Source organism: Acidovorax temperans, assembly GCF_006716905.1.
Classification (GTDB): Bacteria; Pseudomonadota; Gammaproteobacteria; order Burkholderiales; family Burkholderiaceae_C; genus Acidovorax; species Acidovorax temperans.
In genome coordinates, this window is the sequence record NZ_VFPV01000002.1 from 1,407,060 (window position 1) to 1,430,447 (window position 23,388).

Genomic DNA, 23,388 nt, shown 5'->3' on the forward strand with positions numbered 1-23,388 from the left:
AGTTTTCAGACCGATTTTTCGAAAACTGATTCTGGCACGCGAAATATTATTCACAGCAATCCCCTTGTGAAAGAACCCACATGGCCTTGCCAGAACCCTTGTTGGACACCGCAAAACTGCTGGAGCAGCTTCGCGAACTCGGTGCCATCGGCCACGATGCAGCGCAAGGCGGCCGCACCCGCATTGCCCTGACCGACGAGGAAAAAGCCGGGCGTGACCTGCTGGTGCGCTGGATGCGCGAGCTGGACCTGGAGGTGCGCGTGGACCAGATCGGCAACATCTTCGGCGTGCTGCACGCAGAGCACCCCGAGGGCACTGCCCAGCCGCTGATGATGGGATCGCACATCGACACGGTGCGCAATGCAGGCGCGCTGGATGGCTGCTATGGCGTGCTGGCAGGCTTGGCCGTGGTGCGTGCTTACCGGCAGGCAGGCCTGCGCCCGGCGCGTGCCATTGTGGTGGCGGCGTTCACCAACGAAGAAGGCGTGCGCTACCAGCCGGACATGATGGGCTCTCTGGTGTATGCCGGGGGCATGGATGTGCGAGCCGCGCTCAACACTGTGGGCACCGACGGAACGCGCCTGGGTGACGAGCTGGCCCGCATCGGCTACGCGGGCGACATGCTGCCGGGCGCCATCGTGCCGCGCGAGTACATCGAACTGCACATCGAGCAGGGCCCGGTGCTGGAGGCCGAAGGCAAACTCATCGGCGTGGTGGATAGTTTGCAGGGCATCTCCTGGCAGAAGGTGACCATCACCGGCATTGCCAACCATGCAGGCACCACGCCCACGCGGCTGCGCCACGATGCGGGCTACGCGGCTGCGGCTTGTGTAGCTTTCCTGCGCGAGCAGGTGGTGGGCGCGGCACCTGAAACCACCCTCGCCACGGTCGGGTCGCTGCGCCTGGAGCCCGACCTGATCAATGTCATCCCCCGCAAAGCTACCTTCACCGTGGACCTGCGCGACCCCGATGAGCAGCGTTTGCAAGCTGCAGAGCGCCGTCTGGCCGATTTTCTGGCTGCGCTGGCCGAGCGCGAGGGCGTGACGGTTGAAACCGAGCAACTGGTGCGCTTTGAACCCGTGGTGTTCGACGCCGTGTTGACCGATCGCATCCAGGCCGCAGCACAGCGGCGCGGGCTGCCGCACCGCCGCATGACTTCCGGGGCGGGGCATGACGCGCAGATGCTGGCCCGCATCGCCCCATCGGCCATGATTTTTGTGCCCAGCCGCGGCGGTATCAGCCACAACCCGCGCGAGCACACCGACGATGACCAGCTGGCCCTGGGTGCCCAGGTGCTGCTGGATGTGGTGCAAGACTGCCTGCGTGGGCAGTGACCGGCCACCGATTGCCAGTGTATTTTTTATTCCCCCACCCAGAAGGCCCCACCATGTTGTTTCTGAACCCCCGCGCCACGCGCGCCGACTACCCTGCGGAGTTGTCGGCCATCATGAACATCGCGCAGGCGCACCAAAGCCGTGAGTGGTTGTCTTCCTGGCGTGGCATCCATCCCAACGCCACGCCGCTGTACGACCTGCCCGATGCGGCTGCGCGTTGCCAGGTGGGCCGCCTGTGTCTCAAGGATGAATCGGTGCGCTCACCGCTGGGCAGCTTCAAGGCGCTGGGCGCTCCCATCGCCCTGGTGCGTCAAATCTTGCGGCTGCACCCCGACTTTGAACCTGCCGCCATCCTCACCGGCCGGTATGCAGAAGCGCTGCGTGGCTACACCGTGATCAGCGCCACCGACGGCAACCACGGACGGGGCTTGGCTGCCGCAGCCCAAGACGCCGGGTGCCGCTGCGTCATCGTGCTGCACGCCCACGTCAGCCCCGAACGGGAGCAGGCCATTGCCGCCTATGGCGCGGACATCGTGCGCATTGCCGGCAATTACGATGAATCGGTGCAGGAAGCAGCACGCCTCGCCGCAGCCCACGGCTGGCAGGTGATTGCCGACACCTCGTACGACGGCTACGAGGACATTCCACGCGATGTGATGCAGGGCTATGGCGCCATTGCCGAAGAGATCGTGGAGCAGACAAGTGCACAGCGTGGCAGGGCTGGGGCTTTCACCCACGTCTTCCTGCAAGGCGGGGTGGGCGGCATGGCGGCTGGCCTGGCCAGCTATTTCTGGGAATACCACGGCGCCCAGCGCCCTTGTGTTATATCGGTGGAGCCCGCCCAGGCCGACTGCCTGCTGCAAAGCGCCATCCAGGGCCGCCCAGCCAAGGCCACCGGCACGGTCGATTCCGTCATGGCTGGCCTGGCCTGTGGCGAAACATCGCCCCTGGCCTGGCGTTTTCTGCAGCCTTGCGTAGACGCCTTCATGACGATTGAAGACGAGCAGGCCATCGAAGCCATGCGCACCCTGGCCCAGGGCAGCGAACGTGACACCCCCATCGTTGCGGGTGAATCGGGTGTTGCCGGGCTGGCAGCGCTGGAGTGGCTGCGCAGTGATCCGCAGCGCTCAGAGCAGGTCGGGCTCACAGCCGAGTCGCGTGTACTCATCATCAGCACCGAAGGCGCTACTGCACCCCGCGAATACACCCGCCTGGTGGGTCAGAGTGCGGAGCAAGTGCTGCAACGCCAGCAAGCGTGGCAAGCCGCGCATGCCCTGCAAACCCAACCCGCCTGAACAGGAGGCACCGCATGTATGTGGACACAGAACTGGGCACCCAGATGGTGCGCTGGCGCCGGGAGTTGCACCAGTTCCCGGAAACCGGGTTCAACGAGCACAAGACCGCAGCCTTCGTGGCCGCTGCGTTGCGGGCCATGGGCCTGGAGGTGCACCAGGGCATTGGCGGCACCGGCCTGGTGGCCAGCCTGACGGCGGGAGAGGGCCAGGGCGTGATCGGCCTGCGCGCCGATATGGATGCTCTGGCCATGACCGAGACGGCACAAGGGCGCGAACACATCTCGCGCCACCCTGGCTGCATGCACGGCTGCGGCCACGATGGGCACATGGCCATGCTGCTGGGTGCGGCGCAGCTCCTGAGCCAAAGCCGTGACTTCAACGGCACGGTGCGCTTCATCTTCCAGCCTGCCGAAGAGCATGGGCGCGGCGCACGCGCCATGATGGACGACGGGTTGTTTGAGCGCTTTCCTGTCGATGAAATCTACGGTGCGCACAACATCCCAGGCATGCCCGTGGGCCATATCGCCACGCGCGAAGGCGGCATCATGGCCAGCGAAGACAACTTCGTCATCCGCATCACTGGCCGGGGCGGCCACGCGGCCCGCCCACACCTGGCCATTGATCCTCTGGTCGTCGCGGCCGAGATCATCCTGGCCCTGCAATCCATCGTGGCCCGCGCGGTAGACCCTGCCGAGCCCGCCGTGGTGTCGTGCACCGAAATCCACAGCGATGGCATTCGCAACGCGCTGCCCACCCATGTGGAAATCAAGGGTGATACGCGCAGCTATTCACGCCAGGTGCAGGCGTTGCTAGAGCGCCGTATGCGCGAAATCTGCCACGGCATTGCCGCAGCCCACGGCGCTACCTGTGAAGTGCAATACACCCACGAATTCGTCCCCACCATCAACTGGCCCCAATGCACCCCGGTGGCTATCCGCGCCGCGCAGGCCGTGGTGGGCCACAGCAACGTGGACGCGAATGTGGCGCCGATGATGATTTCGGAAGACTTCGGCGCCTTCCTCACCGCCGTGCCGGGTGCCTTCGTCTTCATCGGCAATGGCGCCACAGGGGCGGCTGGCGGCGTGCCGTTGCACAACGCCCAATACGACTTCAACGATGCCGTGCTGCCGATTGGCGGACGTTACTTTGCAGAAATCGTGCGACAGCGGCTTGCGGTGTGAGCTGTGGGGATGCTTCTGCCGAGCTGTGGTGCTGGCCCAGGGGGCAGGGGCGGCGCTGACAAGAAAAAAGCCCAAGCAGCTGAACTGCTTGGGCTTTTTGCATTTGGCGGAGACTGTGAGATTCGAACTCACGGACGGTTGCCCGTCGGCAGTTTTCAAGACTGCTGGTTTAAACCACTCACCCAAGTCTCCGGGTAGCCACGTATTCTAGCCGCTCGCTGGCCTGTTTTTTGCGAAGCATGCCGTCAACCGCATGGCCTTGGGTTGGAGCGCCGCTTTGGCGGAGTCTTGCGAGCGGGTCACCGCACGTTAGCCCAGTCGCAGACTCAACAACCCACCGCATGGGGCGCCAGCCGGTGGTGGCGCCCATTACATTGGTGGTTGGCACAGCGCCTGGCTTTTGCGGGCTGTGCGTTTTCTTGTTTGTTGTTTGTTGAAGGAACCCGTTGCATGCGCCCAGTCATCGCCCAGCTCGAAGCATCCAAGATCCGCGAGATCGCCAACGCCGGCATGGGGCGCAAAGATGTGTTGGCCTTCTGGTTTGGTGAGAGTGATGAGGTCACGCCCGATGTGATTCGCAACGCGGCCATCGAGTCGCTGCAAAGTGGCGAAACCTTTTACGCGCAGAACTGCGGCCTGCCCGAGTTGCGCGAGGCACTGGCGCAGTACACCCGGGAATCGCACCCTTCGGCGGAGGTGGACGCCAGCCGCATCGTCGTCACCTCGGGCGGGGTCAGCGCGCTCATGCTGGCCGTGCAGGCGCTGGTAGATGCAGGGGATGAAGCCGTGATCATCACCCCCGTGTGGCCCAACCTGGTGGCGCAACCCACCATCATGGGCGCGCAGGTGCGCTGCGTGCCACTGCAGCCGCAGGGCGGGGCCTGGGGGCTGGACTTGCCTGGGCTGCTCCAGACCATCACCGAGCGCACGCGGCTGCTGATCGTGAATGCGCCCAACAACCCCACGGGCTGGACGCTGACGCGTGAAGAGCAGGAGCAAATCCTGGCGCACTGCCGTCGCACGGGCACCTGGATTTTGGCGGACGAGGTGTACGAAAAGCTTTATTACGAGCCCACCCCCCACGGCTGCGCCCCCAGCTTTCTGGACATTGCCGAGCCTGAAGACCGCCTGCTGGTAGCGCACAGCTTTTCCAAGAGCTTTTTGATGACCGGCTGGCGCATGGGCTGGCTGGTGCTACCGGCATCGCTGGCCGATGCCATGGGCAAGCTCATCGAGTTCAACACCTCGTGCGCCAGCGTGTTCACCCAGCGCGCTGCGCTGGCGGCGCTCGCCCACCGCAAAGAGATCACGCCCCGCGTGGTGGAGCATTTCAAAACCTGCCGCGACACCCTGGTGCCCCTGCTGGCCGCCGTGCCCGGCGTGCAGGTGGCTGCGGCACATGGCGGCATGTACGCGTTTTTCCGACTCGAAGGGTTTGACGACTCCATGACCGTGGCCAAGCGCCTGGTGGCCGAGGCTGGCCTGGGCCTGGCCCCGGGCGATGCCTTTGCCCCCGAGGCCCAGGGCTGGCTGCGCTGGTGCTTTGCCTCCAAGGACCCCTCGCGGCTGGTGGAGGGTGTGCGACGATTGAAGAAGTGGCTTGAAAAGCAGTGACTGGCGCTGATTTGTTGGCCCGCCCCTCGGGCGGCGCAAGGCCTTGCACATCGGCTGAGCATCGGGTGCGGCCCGCAGGGCTTGAATGACCACTGCGGGCGGCTGCCAGGTCGGCCGCGAAGGCGTGCGTTTCCGCCCTAGCCAACGCCCCAGCATCCACGCCGCCGCGCCGCCCGCCATGCCTGCCACGCACAGCGCGTGCAGGGTGGGCAGCGGTATCCACGCATAAAGGCCATTGGCGTCCGTCCACGGCGCCCAGGGTGTGATGTCGGCGTGCATCACGCTGTCGAGCAACACATGCGACCAGGTCCCGGCCAGCGCGCTGAGCAGCACGGTGCGGGGCTTCCGCCGTTCGTCTTCAGCCAGCCATGGCGCGCGGTAGTGGGTGACCTCCTGATTCCATCGCTTTAACAGTGGGCGGCACAGCCAGGGCGCCAGCACTGCCGTGGCCAGCGCGATGGGCACCGCGCCCAAGTAGGTGTGCGTGGGCCCATGCAGCACGGCGGCGCCGCGCAGCATGCCCACCAGGGGCTCAATGTCCATCGCCACCTGGGCAATGCCGAAGGTGAGCACACTGAAGTGGCGCCCGGCCACGGCCTTGAGGGCCAGGCCAGCGCCCATGTGGAAAGGGGTGAAGGGCATGGGGTTGCAGGCTTTCAGTAGGGAGTACGGTGGTTCCGCAGCAGTGTGCCATTGCAGACCAAGGGTCGGCCGTCGGCGGATGGGGACGGGCCATTACCGCAGGCTGTCAACACTTGAGGTGTGTGGCGGTCGGCTCGCTATGTGCTGGCACGGGGGCATTCCTGCAGCGTATGCTCAGCCAACCGCCTGTGCAAATGGCACAGGATCTCGGGAGATGCTTTAAATTTCGCCGCTTGCTACCTGCCATGACCCACCACGTATTGCTTACAGGCTTTGAACCGTTCGACCAAGACCCGCTCAACCCCTCGTGGGAAGTGGCCCGCGCGCTGGACAGGTGGCAGCCTGCAGTTATGGGCCGTGCAGGTGATGCCTTCGAGGTGCGAGCGGCGCAGTTGCCCTGTGTCTTTGGCGATGCTGTGGTGCGTCTGCAGGCGGCCATCGCGCAGTGGCAGCCCGTGCTGGTGATTTGCCTGGGCCTGGCGGGCGGGCGCAGCGAGATCACACCCGAGCGGGTGGCCATCAATGTGGACGATGCGCGCATCCCAGACAACGCGGGCCGCCAGCCTGTGGACACGGCGGTGCAGTTGCAAGGGCCTACGGCCTACTTTTCAACGCTGCCCATCAAAGCCATGGTGCGCAATCTGCGTACCGAGGGCATTCCGGCGTCTGTGTCCAACACGGCGGGCACCTTTGTGTGCAACCACGTTTTTTATGCGCTGATGCACCATTTGGCACAGGCCACCACGAAGGATGGCCGCCCGCAGGCCCGCGAGGCGCGTGGAGGATTCATCCATGTGCCTGCGCTGCCCGAGCTGGCTGCGCGCCACCCGGGTATGTCAAGCATGGCTTTGGCCACGCAGGTGCGCGGGTTGCAGGTGGCCATAGAAACAGCATTGTCCGTGGCAGACGATGTGCGCGAAGTGGGCGGCGCTTTGCACTGAAAGCCTGCCCGCGCCCCGCGCCTTTGAACAGGTTCTGAGCCAAAAGCAGCGCGCTGGTGGCGTGTGGCTACTTGGGCTGACCGCCGTCTGAAATGCGCCGTGCATACACGGCCAGCACGATGCGTTCGGAGTGCACCAAGTAGTCGTTGAGTGCGGCGGCGGCTTCGGCCAATTTGCCCGCTTCAAACAGCTCCAGGATCTTGACGTTCATCTCCACATACGGGGCGTGGAGGAACTCGGGGTCGTTGAGCAGGCCAAATGCCAGGCGCAATTCGGCCAGCAGATGGGCGAACATGGTGTTCAGCCGCTCGCTGTCGGCCAGCTCCACGATGGCCATGTGGAACTCCATGTTGGCGGTGCCCACGCCTTGCCAGTCGGCGTTGTCGCGGCATGTTTGCCCGGCCTCTACGGCGCGGCGCATGTGCTGGATGGCGGGGTTGCGGGGGTAGGCCTGGGCCATCGCCTGACACTCTATGAGTCGGCGCACCCGGTAGATGTCAATGATGGAGGCGATGCTGGGCACGGCGACCGACACGCCCCGGTTGGGCTCATGGCGCAGCAAACCCTCTTTGGTCAGCAGCCTGAATACTTCGCGCAGCGTGTTGCGCGAGATCTGCAAGTGCTCGCTGAGTGCGGCCTCCGACAGCCGCTGGCCGGGCGCGAATTCCCCATGCACGATTTTTTGGCGCATCTGCTCGGCAATGCGGTCAGAGAGGTTGAGCAGGGTGTCAGACGGGCTGGGCATGGGGCGATCGAAGGGGCGTGCGGTCATCCGAGTGTATCTGCGGCGCCTGCTGCAAACGCGCGCCGCGCGGCTCGCTCTCTGGCGGGGGCGGGTGGTGGGTGTGGCAAGGGCTGGCACATCTGTGCACGACATGGGTGCAACAGTGCACCTTGCAGGCGCTTAGATAGGGTAACTACTGATCACAGGTGGTGCATATATTGTTCAACAATATAAGATCAATGCAATGACAAATGATTTGGTGCCAAAGAACGTTGGTATGCATTTTGCATTGCCAAGTTGTCTTTATTCATCCATTATTTGATGCATTGGCTTGAACGTATGGCCCTTTCTGCGCTGGCGCGTAAGGGTTGCACGGACGGACCCACCATCGGTTTCTGTGAGTTTTTTAAGGAGTCATTTCATGAAACGCAGCCTTTTGTCGCTCGCCCTGGTTGTGGCCGGAGCCGCTCATGCCCAGGTGAAGTGGGATTTGCCCACCGGTTATGCCGCCAACACCTTCCAGACCCAGAACAACCAGCAGTTCGCCAAAGAGGTCGATGAGCTGACGGGCGGCAAGCTCAAGATCACCTTGCACCCCGGTGGCTCGCTCTACAAGGCCAACGAAATCAAGCGTGCGGTGCAGACGGGCCAAGTGCCTTCGGCCGAGTTCATCCTGTCGGGCGCTGCCAACGAAAACGCGTTGTACGGCGTGGACTCTGTCCCGTTCCTGGCCACTTCATACGCTGAAGCGTGGCGTCTGTACCAGGCCGCCAGGCCAGCGCAAGAAAAGCTGCTCGCTTCGCAAGGCATGAAGCTTCTGTTCAGCGTGCCGTGGCCCGGCCAGTCGCTGTACTCCAACAAGCCCATCCAGGCACCGTCGGACTTTGCCGGAACCAAGATGCGCGCCTACAACCCCGCATCGACGCGCATTGCGCAGTTGCTCAAGGCGCAGCCTGTGACGATTCAGTTGTCCGAGCTGGGCCAGGCCTTGGCGACCAACACGGTCAACAACTTCCTCACCTCGTCGGCCAGCGGCGTGGAAAGCAAGCTGTACGAACAGGTCAAGTACTTCTACACCGTGAACGCATGGCTGCCACGCAACGCAACAGTGGTAAACCAGAAAGCGTTTGACGCGCTCGACAAGCCCACGCAGGAGGCTGTGATGAAGGCCGCGGCCGCCGCTGAAAAGCGTGGCTGGGAAACCAGCGAACGCCTGGACAAGGAGTACGTGAAGGAACTCGCTGCCAAGGGCATGGTGATTGCCGAGCCGTCTGCGGCGCTGAAGGCCGAATTCGCCAAGATCGGCGACACCATGACCGAAGAATGGATCAAGAACGCGGGCGCCGATGGCAAAGCCATCGTGGACGCTTACCGCAAGCGCTGATCGGCTTGACCGAACCGGGGCGCCACAGGCCCCCGGCGAGACCCGCGTCGGTGCGTTGTCCGCGATGCAGGGCCGGGTTCCTCTTTCTTTTCACCTCATTCACGCACTGCGTACGCCTGGAGTCCGCCATGGGTCAGCTCGTCCGTCATTTGTATCGCCTGCTCATCGGACTCGCTTGCGTGTCCATGGTGGCCGCCTTTGTCATTGTGTTGCTGGGCATCTTGGCCCGGCAGGTGACGTTCATTGATATCCAGGGGCTGGATGCCTACGCAGGCTATGCCATCGCTGCCACCCTGTTTTTTGCATTGCCCACGGCGCTGCTGCACGGGGATCACATCCGCGTGACTCTGGTCCTGGATCGCCTGGGTGCCAAAGCGCGGGCCGTCTTTGAATGGGGCGCGCTGATTGCCGCCCAGCTGCTGTCGGGCTATCTGGCCTGGTATGCCGTGCGCGCCGTGTGGCTGTCGTACATCACGCACGACGTATCGCCCTCGGCAGATGCCACACCGCTGTGGATTCCGCAGCTGTGCATGGCCATTGGCTGTGTGGCGTTTGCCCTGGCGTTTCTGGATGCGATCGTGGCGCGGCTGCGGGGTCGCGAGTGGTTCATTGCGGGCCCCGGCTCGGTGGCTGAGTAAACAAGGAGAACCTCATGGACATGATGGCTGCCGTGGTATTGATCGTGGCCCTGTTTGCCGTGCTCGGCGCAGGCATGTGGATTGGCCTGGGCCTGCTGGCCGTGGGTCTGATAGGAATGGAGCTGTTCACCAGCCGGCCGGTGGGCGACAGCATGATGCTGACCATCTGGGGTGCCAGCTCTGCGTGGACGCTGACCGCCTTGCCGCTGTTTTTGTGGATGGGCGAAATCCTGTTTCGAAGCAAGCTGTCGGACAGCATGTTCCGGGGCCTGGCGCCTTGGATGGACAAGCTGCCTGGGCGGCTGCTGCACACCAACGTGGTGGGTTGCACCATTTTTGCGGCGATCTCCGGCTCGTCGGCGGCCACCTGCGCCACGATCGGCAAGATGACCTTGCCCGAGCTGCAAAAGCGCGGTTATCCCGACGCGATGGCCGTGGGCACATTGGCTGGTGCGGCCACGCTGGGGCTGCTCATTCCGCCGTCGATCATCATGATCGTGTACGGCGTGGCGGCCAACGTTTCGATTGCCAAGCTGTTTCTGGCGGGCGTGTTTCCAGGGCTGATGCTGGCGGGGCTCTTCATGGGTTACATCGCCATCTGGGCACTGTTCCATCGCGACCAGGTGCCTGTGTCGGACATGTCCATGACCTTCATGCAGAAGATCTATGAGTCGCGCCACTTGATCCCTGCCGTGATTTTGATCGGCCTGGTGCTGGGCGGAATCTACAGCGGCATTGCTACGGCCACCGAGGCAGCCGCTCTGGGCGTGGCCGGTGCACTGGGGCTGGCTGCGTGGGAAGGTTCGCTGAGCTGGCAAAAGTTCAAGGAAGGCCTCATCAGCGCCTGCCGCGTGTACTGCATGATCGGTCTGATCCTTGCGGGCGCCGCGTTCCTCACACTGGCCATGGGCTTCATCGGCCTGCCGCGTCACCTTGCCGAGTGGATTGGCTCGCTGCATCTCTCGCCGTTTGCGCTGCTGATGATGCTGACAGTCTTCTTCATCGTGCTGGGCTGCTTCCTGGATGGCATCTCGATGGTGGTTCTCACGATTGCCGTGCTGCTGCCCACCGTGGAGGCCGCAGGCTACGACCTGATCTGGTTTGGCATTTTCATCGTGCTGGTGGTGGAGATGGCGCAGATCACGCCACCCGTGGGGCTGAACCTCTTTGTGATTCAAGGGCTGACCAAGCGCGACATCGGCTGGATTGCAAGGGTGGCGGCACCGATGTTCTTCGTGATGCTGGCTGCGGTGTTGATGCTGTACGCAGTGCCTGAAATTGTGCTGTGGCTGCCCTCGCGGATGTGAGCCTGCCTGAATTGCCACGGTGAACGAGGAGTGCCCGCTTGGTGTGGGCACTTCACCGGTTCGACTCAACCCAGAGGTGTTCCATGGACCGTCTTCCGTCTTTGGAATCGTCGGCCTGCGTCGGTGGCCATGTCTAACACCCTGGCGCGCAATGCGACGGTAGAGGCCGCGCGTGCAGGCGAACAAGGCGGGGGTTTTGCCGTGGTGGCCGGGGAGGTGCGCAGCCTGGCCGGCCGCGCGGGCGCCACGACGTCTGAGGCGGTGGACAGCGTGGCGCAGATCCTCTCGGGCCTGAGCCTTGCCAGCCTTGGGCAGAGCGATGACATCGCCCGGGCCAGCCGCGCGGTGACGGCGCTGGATGAAGTCACCCGGCAAAACGCGGCTTGGGCGGAGAAGGGCACTGCCGCGGCCCAAAGCTCGCAAGACCAGGCCATGCGGCTGAACATGGCCATGGGGGGCTCCCGCTGGGAGCCTGGGGTTGGTGAAAGTTTGTGGGTTAATGTAACTTGTATTGTTGAACAATAGATGTTTTATTGATTGACAATGATGGCTTTGCTGGGATGATTCATCCTCACGCTCCACCGGCATGTAGGCCGGGGCGTCAAGACAACAGGCCTGAGACTGAAGGCCTGAGACAAGCGGAAGGAAAACAGCCAATGACAACGATGGACTTGAACAGCGACCTGGGTGAGAGTTTTGGCGCCTGGCGCATGGGCGATGACGAGGCGATCCTGCGCGTGGTCACCAGCGCCAACGTGGCCTGCGGTTTTCATGCGGGTGACCCTGCGGGCATTCTGGCCACGGTGCGCGCCGCGGTGGCGCAAGGCGTCACGATCGGTGCCCACGTGGCCTACCCTGATCTGGTGGGCTTTGGCCGCCGCAATATGGACGTGACCAGCGCCGAGCTGCAGGCCGACGTGATGTACCAGATTGGCGCGCTGCAAGGGCTGGCCACGGCCGCTGGCACGCGGGTGCGCTACGTCAAGCCGCACGGCGCGCTCTACAACACCATCGCCCACGACGAGCGCCAGGCCAAAGCCGTCATCGCCGCCGTGCGGGCGGTGGATCCCACGCTGGTGCTGGTCGCCTTGGCCGGTGCCCCGGTGGTGCAGTGGGCCCGCGACGCAGGCCTGACGGTGGTGGGCGAGGCCTTTGCCGACCGGGCCTATACGCCCGAAGGCACGCTGGTTTCGCGCCGTGAAAAAGGGGCCGTGTTGCACGATGCCACGCTGGTAGCCCAGCGCATGCTGCGCCTGGTGCGTGAGGGCGTGGTCGAAGCCATCGACGGCAGCCTGGCGCGTGTCGATGCCCAGTCCATCTGTGTGCACGGCGACAGCGCCAGTGCGGTGGAGATGGCGCAAGCCGTGCGCGCCGCCCTGGAGCAAGACGGCGTGGTGCTGCGCTCCTTTGTAGACCCTGCATGAAACCCTTGGCCTGATCACTCACAGGATTTCCAATGCCAACCACCTACCAAAACCCATCCCTGCAAGCCGCCCTGCGCCAGGCCCGTGCAGCCCGGCAGGCCTACCGCGAAGGCAAGGTCGAACCCACTGCAGGCATTGCCCCCGGCATGACGCAGGCCAACATGATTGCGCTGCCGCGTGAATGGGCCTGGGACTTTCTGCTCTATGCCCAGCGCAACCCCAAGCCCTGCCCGGTGCTTGACGTGATTGAAGCGGGCGACCACCGCACGCTGCTGGCCGAAGGGGCCGATGTGCGCACGGATATTCCGCTGTACCGCGTCTGGCGCGACGGCCAGCTGGTGGAGGAGGTGAGTGACGCCCGGCCGCTGTGGCAAGAGCACCCCGATCTGGTCACCTTCCTCATCGGTTGCAGCTTCACCTTCGAGACGCCCTTGCAAGAAGCTGGCATCGAGGTGCGCCATATCGAGCAAGGGTGCAACGTGCCGATGTACCGCACCAACCGCGCCTGCCGCCCTGCCGGGCGCCTGCACGGCGACATGGTGGTGTCGATGCGGCCCATTCCTGCACACCGCGTGGCAGATGCGGTGTCGATTTCCGGGCGCTTCCCGTCGGTGCATGGTGCGCCAGTGCATGTGGGCGACCCCGCAGCGCTGGGCATTGCAGACCTGCAGCGCCCCGACTTTGGCGACCCGGTGCGCATCGAGCCCGGCGAGGTGCCGGTGTTCTGGGCCTGTGGCGTCACACCCCAGGCCGCCGTGATGGCATCGCGCGTGCCTTTTGCGGTGACCCATGCGCCGGGGCACATGTTTATCTCGGACGTGCCCGATAGCACCTACCACGTATAAGCGCCAGCGCTCAACGTCCAACGCCCCTCTGCAATCTGGAGACACTGTGTTGCGCTTCTTGCCCGTGACCCACAACGCGCTGCTGGTAGAGCTGGCCGATCTGGACCAGACCCTGGCTTTGCTCGCGTCGCTACAGCGGCATCCTCCCCACGGCGTGGAGGAGCTGGTCCCCGCTGCGCGGACCATTCTGGTGGAGTACCGCGCCTCGGCCACCCGGGCCGAAACCTTGGTGCAGGACATTGCTGCGCGCAGCCTGACGCAGGGCGCCGAGCGCAGCGACACGCTGATCGAAATCCCCGTGCATTACAACGGCGAAGACCTGGCCGAAGTCGCGCAGATCTTGGGCATCACGCCCGAGGAAGTGGTGCGCCGGCACACAGGCAGCGAGTTCACCGTGGCCTTCACCGGCTTTGCCCCCGGCTTTGCCTACCTCAGCGGTGGCGACCCGGTCCTGAACGTGCCACGCCGCAGCACCCCGCGCACGCGCCTGCCCGCAGGCTCTGTGGGGTTGGCGGGCACCTTCAGCGGCGTGTACCCGCAGGCCAGCCCCGGTGGCTGGCAAATCATCGGCACCACCCCCGTGGCCATGTGGGACATCACCCGCGCGCAACCCGCCTTGCTACAGCCCGGCTACCGCGTGCGCTTTGTGGATATTGCTACTAAAAACATAGCTGCTAGCGCTTATTCAGAAAGCGCTGGAGGCCAAAAAGATCCCAAACCCGCTGGCCGCACGCAGCACCACCTGGCCGCCGGGCACACCGCGCTGCAGGTGCGGGCCACGGGCTTGCTCACCGTCTTTCAGGACCTGGGCCGCCACGGCCAGGCCAGGCAGGGCGTGTCGGCTTCAGGCGCCATGGACCAGGCCGCCCTCAAGGCCGCCAACCGCCTGGTGGGCAATGCCAGCAACGCCGCTGCGCTGGAGACCGTGGGCGGCGGCCTGCAACTGCGCAGCGTGGGCGATAACGTGGTGGCCGTCACCGGGGCCGATGCCGTGCTGACGCTGACCACGGCCGACGGCCAGCGCTGGTCTGTGCCACGTTACGAACCTGTGGCCCTGGCCGATGGCGACATGCTGGCCGTGGGCCAACCCACCGCAGGCGCACGCTGCTACGTCGCCGTGCGCGGCGGCTTTGCCGAAGCGCCCGTGATGGGCAGCTGCGCCACCGACACCCTGGCCCATGTCGGCCCCGCGCCCGTGGCCGTGGGCGACTGGCTGGCCGTGCAACCCGCGCCAGCCACCAGCGTGGTAGCCGCCCCCGAGCTGCCGCCTGCTGATTTGCCCACGCTGGAGCAAGAAGTGGTGCTGGACGTGGTGATGGGCCCGCGCACCGACTGGTTTACCCCCGAGGCCATTGCCCGTTTTGCCGCGCAGCGCTGGCAGGTCACGCCCCAGTCCAACCGCGTCGGCCTGCGCCTGGCGGGCGAGGTGCCGCTGGACCGCGCCATCACCGGCGAGCTGCCCAGCGAAGGCACAGCCCTGGGCGCCTTGCAGGTGCCCCCCAGCGGGCAGCCCGTGCTGTTTCTGGCCGACCACCCGCTCACGGGCGGCTACCCGGTCATTGGCTGCGTGGCCCCGTACCACCTCGACCGCGCCGGGCAGATCCCTGTGGGGGCCTGGTTGCGGTTCAACCCGATTCAGCCGTTTGCAGAGCTTGCGCCCTGATGGTTCGTGGCGTTGGTTGTACTTTCAAAGAACACCGGAACATTGATATGAAAAAAGTTTTGATTGCCAATCGCGGAGAAAGCGGCCGCCTGGCGGGCGCTTCTGCACATCGCAGTGCCTGCGCAGCAGGCGACGGCGATCTCGCCACCCTGTGCTGAGCAGAACATTGGAGCCTTGATATGAAAAAAGTTTTGATCGCCAACCGAGGCGAGATCGCTGTCCGCATCGCCCGCGCCTGTGCCGACTACGGCGTGCAGTCCGTCGCCGTGTACGCCAATGCCGACATCGATGCCCTGCACACCCGCATGGCCGATGAAGCCTATGGGCTGGACGGCGACCGCCCCGCAGACACCTACCTCCACGTCGAAAAGCTCCTGGCCATCGCCAAAAAGAGCGGAGCGGACGCGGTGCACCCCGGCTACGGCTTCCTCTCGGAAAACGCCGCTTTTGCCCAGGCTGTGATCGATGCCGGCCTGGCCTGGATTGGCCCGCGCCCCGCCACCATTGCCCAGCTGGGCGACAAGGTGTCTGCACGCAAGATTGCGCTGCAGGTGGGCGCGCCGCTGGTGGTGGGCACGCCCGACCCGGTGAAAGATGCGAGCGAGGTGCTGGCGTTTGCCGAGCAAAACGGCCTGCCCATCATCATCAAAGCCGCCTTTGGTGGCGGTGGGCGGGGCATGAAGATCGCGTGGCGCATGGACGAAGTGGCCGAGCTGTACGAATCGGCGGTGCGCGAGGCTGTCACGGCCTTTGGCCGGGGCGAGTGCTTTGTGGAGCAGTTCCTCGACAAACCCCGCCACATCGAAGCCCAGGTGCTGGCCGACACCCACGGCAACGTGGTGGTGTTGGGCACGCGCGACTGCTCGCTGCAACGGCGCAACCAGAAGCTGGTGGAAGAAGCCCCCGCGCCCTTTTTGAGCGATGCCCAGCGCGAACGCATCCACACCGCTGCGCGCGACATCTGCGCCGCCGCAGGCTACGTGAGCGCAGGCACGGTGGAGTTTTTGCTGAGCCAGAGCGGCGCCATCTCGTTCCTGGAGGTCAACACCCGCCTGCAGGTGGAGCACCCTGTGACCGAGCAAACCACGGGTGTGGACCTGGTGGTGGAGCAACTGCGCGTGGCCGATGGCCTGCCGCTGTCCATCACGCAAACGCCCGCGCCGCTGGGCCACTCGTTCGAGTTCCGCATCAACGCCGAAGACGTGGGCCGGGGCTTTTTGCCCACGCCAGGGCCCGTGCAGCGCTTTGATGCGCCCTCGGGCCCCGGCGTGCGGCTCGATACGGGCGTGCAGTCGGGCTCCGTCGTGCCCGGCACGTTCGATTCGCTCATGGCCAAGCTCATCGTCACCGGCGCCACTCGAGAGCAGGCTCTGGCCCGCGCCCGCCGTGCGCTGCGCGAGTTTCAGATTGAAGGCGTGGCCTCGGTGCTGCCATTCCACCGCGCCGTCATCGACCACCCCGACTTTGTAGGGGCTGATGGATTCAAGGTGCACACCCGCTGGATCGAATCCGACTTCGCCACGCCACTGGCTGCTGCGGTACGGGCCGCGCCCGTGGCAGACACCAGCCTGCTGCGCACCGCCATCGAGATCGATGGCCGCCGTGTGCAGCTGGGCCTGCCTGCCGTGCTGCTGCAAGGCTTGGCGACTGCGGGCGGGCAGGGCGCTGCTGCCGCACCAGCCGAGGCAGCGGTGGATGCCGCCGCCGTCACCTCGCCCATCGCCGGCAACCTGCACGCCTGGAAGGTGGCCGATGGCGACACGGTGCAAGAGGGCGACGTGATTGCCGTGATGGAGGCCATGAAGATGGAGATGCAGGTGACGGCACACCGCGCTGGGCGCGTGGCCTTGGCGGCAGCAGCTGGCACCGCACAAGCGCTGGGTGCGGTGATTGCCCGAATCGCCTGAGACGCGCCGTCTTACTGCCGCGCCAGGGCGGCGGGCGCGCCCCGCCAGCGCGCCATGCTGTCCATGATGAGCACGGTGCACACCATCCAGGTGCCGCCCAGCACCCAGCCGGCCAGCACGTCACTCACGTAGTGCACATGCAGCACCACGCGGCTCCAGCCGGTGGTGAAGATCAGCGCGCCCGCGCAGCACACGGCGGGCACCTGCCAGGCCCGTGGCAGCAGCCGCACCGCCAAGTACGCCAGCATGGCATAGGCCACCATGGATGCGCTGCTGTGCCCGCTGGGAAAACTGAACCCATCGGCCTGCGCTGCCCCATGCACATGCTCTGGCCGCACGCGGGCGAACACGTCTTTCAAAATTTTGGTCAGCAGCCCATTGCCCGCCATGGCCACCAGCCAGCCAACGGCCAATAAACGGTGCCTGCGCCACCACAGGGCGGCCGTCACCGCCAGGGTCAGCGTGGTCAGCACGGCGGTGTCTCCCAGGTGGGTGAGTGCGCCAAACCACCGCAGGGCCGCCATGTCTGCATGCAGGCGCAGTTGCTGCGCAATGCTTTCGTCCACCCGGCTCCAGGTGCCCGTGCGCTGCCAGCCCTCGGCCAGCTCTGCCATCAATGCGCCCCCGGCCAGCAGGGCGCAAGCGGCTGCGGCCATGCTCAGCAGCATCACAGTGGTGGCGCTGGCTGCGTGAAGCAAATGCCGCACAGGCGAGGGGCGGTGGCGCAGGGTTTTCAAGGCCCACAAGGCGCCACTGCCCAGCAAGGCGCCCGCAGTCATTCCCAGCAGCCAAAGGGCAATGGGGTGGCGGGCTACAGTGGTGGCGAGCGTGTGCAGGTCCATGAATTCAAAGGTGTTTTTGGGGTAAGGAAACCGGGGCGGGGAAGCGTTGTTACTGCGTACGCAGCGGATGCTCTGCAATCGTCTTCAGCCGAGCGAATGGCCAGCCTGTGCAGCTTTTGGCAGCGTGGTTTTTACCCCAGCAAGGGGGGCCGTTGCGATCACAGGGTTTAGCGCTGCGATGCGCAGTTCTGCCTGTAGGCGCACGCCGACGCGCCAAGGCGCCGCCCGCTGGCTGCGCTGTAGCCACTGCGCCGTGATCATTGAATAGCGGCCCCGTGTCGGGTCTTTGGCCTCACAGGCATCGTTACGCCCACCACGCTTTTCATCCCCATGACCGATTTGCACAGTCCCATGATCCTTCATCACCACAGTCCCATCCATGTGGTGGTTCCACTGCGGCCAGGGGCTGATCTGGATCTGGTGCGCGCAAAGCTGAGTGGTGCATTCGCTCAGCACGACCATCCCGTGGTGTGGCACATACCGCGTGAGCGGGGTGACATCGTTCAATTGGCGGATCACGCAGCAGAGGCTGCACGTGATAACGCTGGTTTGCTGGTGGCGGCGGGGGGGGATGGCACCATCAACGCGGTGGCCGCAGCCGCCTTGCGTGCCGGTGTGCCTATGGGCGTGGTGCCCATGGGGACTTTCAACTATTTCAGCCGCGAGCAAGGCTTGGAGCTGGACGCTGAAGCCGCCGTGCTGCAGCTGCTGGAAGCCCTGCGCGCGGGCGAGTTGCGGCCGGTGCAGGTCGGCTTTGTGAATGACCGGGTGTTTTTGGTCAACGCCAGCGTGGGGCTGTACCCCCGGTTGCTGGCAGAGCGCGAGCAGGCCACGCGCAAGCTGGGCCGCTCTCGCGCGGTGGCCATGGCCGCTGCGGTGTGGAGCATGCTGCGCCCCTCGGCGCGGCGACGCTGGCGCGTGGTGGTGCGCACCCGCCAGGGAAATCAGATGCAAGAGCAGGAACACGAAGTCAGCACGCTGTTTGTGGGCAACAACCCCTTGCAACTGGAACAGGTGGGTTTGGCGCAAGCCGAATCGGTGGCGCAGGGCGGGATGCTGGCCGTGGTGTTGCTCAAACCCCAAAGCCGCTGGGCCATGGCTCGCACGGTATGGCGCGCCGCTACCGGCCAGCTGGAGGGCGACCCGGCCGTGCAAAGCCTGGCCTGTGCCGAGCTGAGTGTGGCTCCCGCTGGGTGGCGCAAGGCCAGCGTGAAGGTGGCTTTTGATGGCGAGCGCGAACGCATGAAAGCGCCTCTGTGTTTTTCGCTACACACGCGGCCCCTGTGGCTGGTGGCACCAACGCTGCTGGAACATTTGCCGCAGCGCGACCCTGCCAACGCACCACCTGCCGCAGCGCCGCCCTTGGCTGAACCTGCGCTGGCGCCTGCCTGAATACCATGCGCCAGGAACTGCCCGCAGTCGCAGGAAGTGCCGGTGCCGTGGGGTGGCACGAAGGTGCCATGCTTCGCCACGAAGGTCATGAAGCAGCGCCCGTTCCCCCGTCGTTGAAGGTGGAAGCTGACAAGGAGCTGGGGCTTGGCAAGAACGAAGCGGGAGTTTTGCATTCAGCACAAGCGACGGCAATCGCCACCACGCACAAATTGATGCATCTTTCCGATCTGCATTTTGGAGCGCACGACCCGCTGGTGTGCGCTGCAGTGCAGCGGCTTGCGCACCGGCTGCGTGTGGATGTGGTGGTGGTTTCGGGCGATCTGACCCAGCGTGCCACACACCAGCAGTTCGCCTTGGCGCACGATTTTGTGTGCGGCCTCGGTGTGGATGAGCGCGTGGTGCTGGCCGGCAACCACGACTTGCCCCTGTTTGCCTGGTGGCTGCGTTGGGGCCGCGCCTACCAACGGTTTGCATCGCAGTTTGGCGCCCAGCTGGAACCCCAGCGGCAGGTGGGGCCGTTCTGGATTGTGGGTGTGAACACGACCCGGCCCTGGCGGCATGAGCGCGGCACGCTCTCGGCCGCGCAGGTGACGCGGGTGGCGGAAGACTTGCGGTCTGCGCCCGCGCAGGCATGGCGCATTGTGGTCAGTCACCACCCCTTGGTGGCTCGCAGTGCAGAGGATCGATCCCACCGGCCCCACGGCGCCGACACTGCCGTGCAACGCTGGCGCGATGCGGGTGCCCACATGTTGCTCTCAGGCCATGTGCACCATCCGGCCTTGTTGCAGCCCCAGCTAGGTTTGTGGTCCATGCAGGCCGGCACGGCCGTGTCGCGCCGCCTGCGCAGTGGGCAACCCAATAGTCTGGTGGTGTTGCAGATGCAGTCAGAGCCCACGGGTTCGCTGGGGCGGCAATACCCTAATCGTTTTGCTCAGCGCTGGGATTTTGATGCCCGCTTGGGTGACTTCGTGTGCGTTGAATCGCTGCCCGTGGCGGGTTGAAATACGCCCGTTCCCTCACAGCCAGGGCTTGAGCCAGCCCAGCCCGTCGCTGGTGGCGTGGGCTGCTGTGCCGCGCGCGGGGCGGTATTCGCAGCCAATCCAGCCGTCGTAGCCCAGGCTGTCCAGCAGTTGGAACAGGTAGGTGTAGTTGATCTCGCCTACATCGGGTTCGTGGCGCTCGGGCACACCGGCAATCTGGAAATGGCCGACGTTGCCGGTGGGCAGGTACTGGCGCACTTTCATGGCCAGGTCGCCTTCCACGATCTGGCAGTGGTACAGGTCCATCTGCACCTTCACGTTGGCGGCGCCGATCTCGGCGATCAGCGCATGGGCCTGGTCCTGGCGGCTCAGGAAGAAGCCGGGCATGTCGCGGCCATTGATGGGCTCCAGCAGGATCTGGATGCCGTGCGGCGCAGCCTGCTCGGCGGCGTAGCGCACGTTGGCGATGTAGGTAGCGCGCACGGTGGCTGCATCGGCCCCCTGGGGTACCAGCCCGGCCATGACATGGATGCGGGGGCATTGCAAGGCCTGGGCATAGTCGATGGCTTTGGCGATGCCTTCGCGGAATTCGGCCTCACGTCCCGGCAGGCAGGCCAGCCCGCGCTCGCCCGCGTCCCAGTTACCGGGTGGTGCATTGAACAGCACCTGCTGCAGGCCGTTGGCTTGCAGGCGCGCGGCCAGTTCTTGCGCAGGGTAGGCATAGGGGAAGAGGTACTCCACCGCCTTGAAGCCATCGCGCGCAGCGGCGGCAAAGCGGTCGAGAAAGTCCACGTCGTTGTAGAGCATGGACAGGTTGGCGGCAAAGCGGGGCATGGGTGTCTTTCTGTCTGATGGTGAAGGCAGGGCCTTACCACTGCGCGCCAAAGGTTTGGCGCAGTTGTTCAATCTGGGGCTCGCTCAGTGGCGTGGGGCGGGGCTGGCACAGCAGCCACAGGCGGGCGGTTTTCTTCCAGCTCTTCCAGCACCGCCATGGCGGCTGCTGGCGTGTCGTGCCACACATTGGGGCCCAGGCGTGCCAGCATGACGGCGCGCACCGGGCTGCCCTGGGCGGCATAGCGGGTGATGGTCTGCGCCACCAGTGCTGCCGCTGCGGCATCGCCGGGGCGGTGGTAGGGGATGTGCGGCACGCGGCCTACCTTCATCACAAAGTAGGGCGTGATGGGCGGCAGCAATTGCGCATCCGCTGCCAATTCCCCGTCTGCAGCGGTGTCGGCTTGCAGCGAACAGGCCACCAAGTGCGTGCTGTGTGTGTGGATCACGCAGCGCGCTGGGAGGCTGTCGATGCTGAGGTCTCGTAAATCTGCGATGCAGTGCAATGGTCTTGCTGGCCCGGTCGCCCGCCACCTGCTGGCCTTGTGCGTCCAGGCGCGCCAGCCGCTCGGGCTGCAGCGTGCCCAGGCAGGCATCGGTGGGGGTGATGAGGTAGCCGTCGGCCAGGCGCACGCTGATGTTGCCTGCGGTGGCGTGCACATAGCCCCGCTCAAACAGGCTACGGCCCACGCGGCAGATCTCGTCGCGGGCCTGGCTCTCATCCATGAAGGCGGGGGGTGAGGTCATGCCTGCAATTGTGCAAAAGCCTTGGTGAAAAAGTCGGTGCTGCCGAAATTGCCCGACTTGAGCGTGATGTGCAGCCCGTCCTTCGCGTCGGGTGCCACGGCATGGCACCACGGCACGCCGGGGTCAATCTGCGCGCCAATGCGCATTTGCGTGATGTCGAGGGCCTGCACGCAGGCACCGGAAGTTTCACCGCCCGCCACGATGAGCTGGCGCACACCGCGCTCCACCAGGCCGCGTGCAATGGCGGCAATGGTTTCCTCCACCATGGCACCGGCTTTTTCGGAGCCCAGTTTGCCCTGAATGGCGCGCACGGCCGATGGCTCGGCGGTGGAATACACCAGCACCGGGCCCTGGCCGATGTGGCCCTCAGCCCAGGCCAGCGCTTCGGCGGCCACGTCCCACGCCTGCGGCGATGCGCAGCGGGTCGATGGCCAGAGCGGGTTTGCCGGCCTTGATGAAATCCATGACCTGCTGGTTGGTCGCTACGAGCAGCTGCCCGACACGATGGCCTGCAGCCCTTGCGCGGCGGGCAGGCGGGCTGCCTCGTTGCTGGGGGCTACGCCAAAGTTGCCCGGCAGGCCAATGGCCACGCCCGAGCCTGCGGTGACCAGCGGCATGCCCTTGAGCGCGGGGCCCAGGCGCAGCAGGTCGGCGTTGGACACCGCATCCACCACGGCCATGCGCACGCCCTCGGCCTTCAGTTGATCGATGCGTGCACGGATAGCGGCCTCGCCCTGCGCGACCACGCTGTGGTCGATCAGGCCCACGCGGCTGGGTGTTTGCGCCTGCAGCACGCGCACCAGGTTGGGGTCGGTCATGGGCGTGAGCGGGTGGTTCTGCATGCCGCTCTCGTTCAGCAGCACATCGCCCACAAACAGGTAGCCCTTGAACACGGTGCGCTTGTTGTCGGGGAAGGCGGGCGTGGCGATGGTGAAGTCGGTGCCCAGGGCCCTGCATCAGCGCATCGGTCACGGGGCCGATGTTGCCTTCGGCCGTGCTGTCAAAGGTGGAGCAGTATTTGAAGTAGATCTGCTCGGCACCTTGCGCCTGCAGCCACTGCAGCGCAGCCAGCGACTGGGCAATGGCTTCTTCTTTGGGAATGGTGCGCGACTTGAGCGCGACCACGATGGCATCGGCCTCGGTATCCAACGGCGCCGTGGGAACGCCCATGGCTTGCACCACGCGCATGCCTGCGCGCACCAGGTTGTTGGCCAAGTCGGGTCGCGCCGGTGAAGTCGTCGGCAATGCAGCCCAACAGTGCACGTGCGCGTGTCATGCCTTTTCTCCTTGCCTTCAGGCAGGGTGATGCCCGGGAAGATCTTGATCACGGCGCTGTCGTCTTCCTTGGCAAAGCCTGCAGTCGATGCCTGCATGAACATCTGGTGCGCCGTAGCCGCCAGGGGCAGGGGGAATTTGCTGGCGCGTGCGGTGTCCAGCACCAGGCCCAGGTCTTTCACGAAGATATCGACGGCCGACAGCGGCGTGTAATCGCCCGCCAGCAACTGGGCCATGCGGTTTTCAAACATCCAGCTGTTGCCCGCGCTGTTCGTGATCACTTCATACAAGGCGCTGGCTTCCACGCCTTCGCGCAGGCCAGGGCCATGGCTTCGGCGGCCACGGCGATGTGCACACCGGCCAGCAGCTGGTTGATGATCTTGACCTTGCTGCCCGCGCCCGCCTTGTCGCCCAGGCGGTAA

Annotated in this window: 18 protein-coding genes, 1 tRNA gene and 4 pseudogenes; 15 read left to right on the plus strand and 8 right to left on the minus strand. The window is 65.1% G+C overall.

Annotated features, from left to right (window positions below):
- The first annotated feature begins 80 nt into the window (after window positions 1–80).
- From BDD18_RS14735 to BDD18_RS14745, 3 genes are read left to right on the plus strand one after another with little or no spacing between them, the layout of a single operon-like run.
- Window positions 81–1,334 (plus strand): Zn-dependent hydrolase, encoded by a 1,254-nt coding sequence (locus tag BDD18_RS14735; RefSeq protein ID WP_142083966.1) that lies wholly within the window; start codon window positions 81–83, stop codon window positions 1,332–1,334.
- 53 nt (window positions 1,335–1,387) lie between these two features.
- A complete protein-coding gene (locus BDD18_RS14740; protein WP_066697489.1) occupies window positions 1,388–2,629 on the plus strand; it encodes a diaminopropionate ammonia-lyase in 1,242 nt (413 codons plus the stop codon).
- Between the two features lie 14 nt (window positions 2,630–2,643).
- Window positions 2,644–3,810 carry a M20 aminoacylase family protein gene (locus tag BDD18_RS14745; RefSeq protein WP_066697484.1) on the plus strand — a complete coding sequence of 389 codons (1,167 nt, stop codon included), beginning with the start codon at window positions 2,644–2,646 and terminating at the stop codon, window positions 3,808–3,810.
- Window positions 3,811–3,914: 104 nt separating this feature from the next.
- On the opposite strand, the gene BDD18_RS14750 is transcribed toward BDD18_RS14745, so the two are convergent.
- Window positions 3,915–4,002, minus strand: a tRNA-Ser gene (locus tag BDD18_RS14750).
- Between the two features lie 258 nt (window positions 4,003–4,260).
- On the opposite strand from BDD18_RS14750, the gene BDD18_RS14755 reads away from it, so the two are divergent.
- Window positions 4,261–5,424 carry a pyridoxal phosphate-dependent aminotransferase gene (locus BDD18_RS14755; protein WP_142083968.1) on the plus strand — a complete coding sequence of 388 codons (1,164 nt, stop codon included), beginning with the start codon at window positions 4,261–4,263 and terminating at the stop codon, window positions 5,422–5,424.
- 324 nt (window positions 5,425–5,748) lie between these two features.
- On the opposite strand, the pseudogene BDD18_RS22935 reads toward BDD18_RS14755, so the two are convergent.
- Window positions 5,749–6,066 (minus strand): annotated as a pseudogene (locus BDD18_RS22935) (hypothetical protein); the annotation flags it as partial.
- A 245-nt stretch (window positions 6,067–6,311) separates the two neighbouring features.
- On the opposite strand from BDD18_RS22935, the gene pcp reads away from it, so the two are divergent.
- Complete coding sequence (pcp, locus tag BDD18_RS14765; protein ID WP_142083971.1) at window positions 6,312–7,007, plus strand: pyroglutamyl-peptidase I; 696 nt, start codon at window positions 6,312–6,314, stop codon at window positions 7,005–7,007.
- A 67-nt stretch (window positions 7,008–7,074) separates the two neighbouring features.
- On the opposite strand, the gene BDD18_RS14770 is transcribed toward pcp, so the two are convergent.
- The gene (locus BDD18_RS14770) at window positions 7,075–7,779 is read right to left on the minus strand and encodes a GntR family transcriptional regulator (RefSeq protein WP_409859334.1); all 705 of its coding nucleotides are present in this window, start codon (window positions 7,777–7,779) and stop codon (window positions 7,075–7,077) included.
- Between the two features lie 373 nt (window positions 7,780–8,152).
- Here BDD18_RS14770 and BDD18_RS14775 point away from each other — a divergent pair, with 373 nt between their 5' ends.
- The 8 genes from BDD18_RS14775 to BDD18_RS14810 all read left to right on the plus strand — a co-directional run bounded on the left by BDD18_RS14775 (window position 8,153) and on the right by BDD18_RS14810 (window position 16,899).
- Window positions 8,153–9,115 (plus strand): TRAP transporter substrate-binding protein, encoded by a 963-nt coding sequence (locus BDD18_RS14775; RefSeq protein WP_066697475.1) that lies wholly within the window; start codon window positions 8,153–8,155, stop codon window positions 9,113–9,115.
- A 128-nt stretch (window positions 9,116–9,243) separates the two neighbouring features.
- Window positions 9,244–9,753 carry a TRAP transporter small permease gene (locus BDD18_RS14780; protein ID WP_066697473.1) on the plus strand — a complete coding sequence of 170 codons (510 nt, stop codon included), beginning with the start codon at window positions 9,244–9,246 and terminating at the stop codon, window positions 9,751–9,753.
- A 14-nt stretch (window positions 9,754–9,767) separates the two neighbouring features.
- Complete coding sequence (locus BDD18_RS14785) at window positions 9,768–11,060, plus strand: TRAP transporter large permease (RefSeq protein ID WP_142083973.1); 1,293 nt, start codon at window positions 9,768–9,770, stop codon at window positions 11,058–11,060.
- A gap of 129 nt (window positions 11,061–11,189) precedes the next feature.
- A complete protein-coding gene (locus BDD18_RS14790; RefSeq protein WP_142083975.1) occupies window positions 11,190–11,585 on the plus strand; it encodes a methyl-accepting chemotaxis protein in 396 nt (131 codons plus the stop codon).
- Between the two features lie 131 nt (window positions 11,586–11,716).
- Window positions 11,717–12,484 carry a LamB/YcsF family protein gene (locus BDD18_RS14795; protein ID WP_142083976.1) on the plus strand — a complete coding sequence of 256 codons (768 nt, stop codon included), beginning with the start codon at window positions 11,717–11,719 and terminating at the stop codon, window positions 12,482–12,484.
- A 32-nt stretch (window positions 12,485–12,516) separates the two neighbouring features.
- Window positions 12,517–13,329 (plus strand): putative hydro-lyase, encoded by an 813-nt coding sequence (locus tag BDD18_RS14800; RefSeq protein WP_142083979.1) that lies wholly within the window; start codon window positions 12,517–12,519, stop codon window positions 13,327–13,329.
- 49 nt (window positions 13,330–13,378) lie between these two features.
- The gene (gene pxpB / locus BDD18_RS14805; protein WP_142083981.1) at window positions 13,379–14,992 is read left to right on the plus strand and encodes a 5-oxoprolinase subunit PxpB; all 1,614 of its coding nucleotides are present in this window, start codon (window positions 13,379–13,381) and stop codon (window positions 14,990–14,992) included.
- Window positions 14,993–15,171: 179 nt separating this feature from the next.
- Complete coding sequence (locus tag BDD18_RS14810; protein WP_142083983.1) at window positions 15,172–16,899, plus strand: acetyl/propionyl/methylcrotonyl-CoA carboxylase subunit alpha; 1,728 nt, start codon at window positions 15,172–15,174, stop codon at window positions 16,897–16,899.
- Between the two features lie 11 nt (window positions 16,900–16,910).
- On the opposite strand, the gene BDD18_RS14815 is transcribed toward BDD18_RS14810, so the two are convergent.
- Complete coding sequence (locus BDD18_RS14815; protein WP_142083985.1) at window positions 16,911–17,741, minus strand: phosphatase PAP2 family protein; 831 nt, start codon at window positions 17,739–17,741, stop codon at window positions 16,911–16,913.
- 330 nt (window positions 17,742–18,071) lie between these two features.
- Here BDD18_RS14815 and BDD18_RS14820 point away from each other — a divergent pair, with 330 nt between their 5' ends.
- Window positions 18,072–19,133, plus strand: a complete 1,062-nt coding sequence (locus BDD18_RS14820) for a diacylglycerol/lipid kinase family protein (RefSeq protein ID WP_142083986.1) — start codon at window positions 18,072–18,074, stop codon at window positions 19,131–19,133.
- Window positions 19,134–19,138: 5 nt separating this feature from the next.
- The gene (locus tag BDD18_RS14825; protein ID WP_338071824.1) at window positions 19,139–20,134 is read left to right on the plus strand and encodes a metallophosphoesterase family protein; all 996 of its coding nucleotides are present in this window, start codon (window positions 19,139–19,141) and stop codon (window positions 20,132–20,134) included.
- Window positions 20,135–20,149: 15 nt separating this feature from the next.
- On the opposite strand, the gene otnI is transcribed toward BDD18_RS14825, so the two are convergent.
- The 4 genes and pseudogenes from otnI to BDD18_RS23040 form a co-directional block, all read right to left on the minus strand.
- A complete protein-coding gene (gene otnI / locus BDD18_RS14830) occupies window positions 20,150–20,947 on the minus strand; it encodes a 2-oxo-tetronate isomerase (RefSeq protein WP_142083988.1) in 798 nt (265 codons plus the stop codon).
- Between the two features lie 34 nt (window positions 20,948–20,981).
- A pseudogene (locus BDD18_RS14835) lies at window positions 20,982–21,670 on the minus strand (class II aldolase/adducin family protein).
- A 17-nt stretch (window positions 21,671–21,687) separates the two neighbouring features.
- Window positions 21,688–22,967: pseudogene (gene otnK, locus BDD18_RS14840) on the minus strand (3-oxo-tetronate kinase).
- A 7-nt stretch (window positions 22,968–22,974) separates the two neighbouring features.
- Window positions 22,975–23,388 (minus strand): annotated as a pseudogene (locus BDD18_RS23040) (NAD-binding protein); the annotation flags it as partial.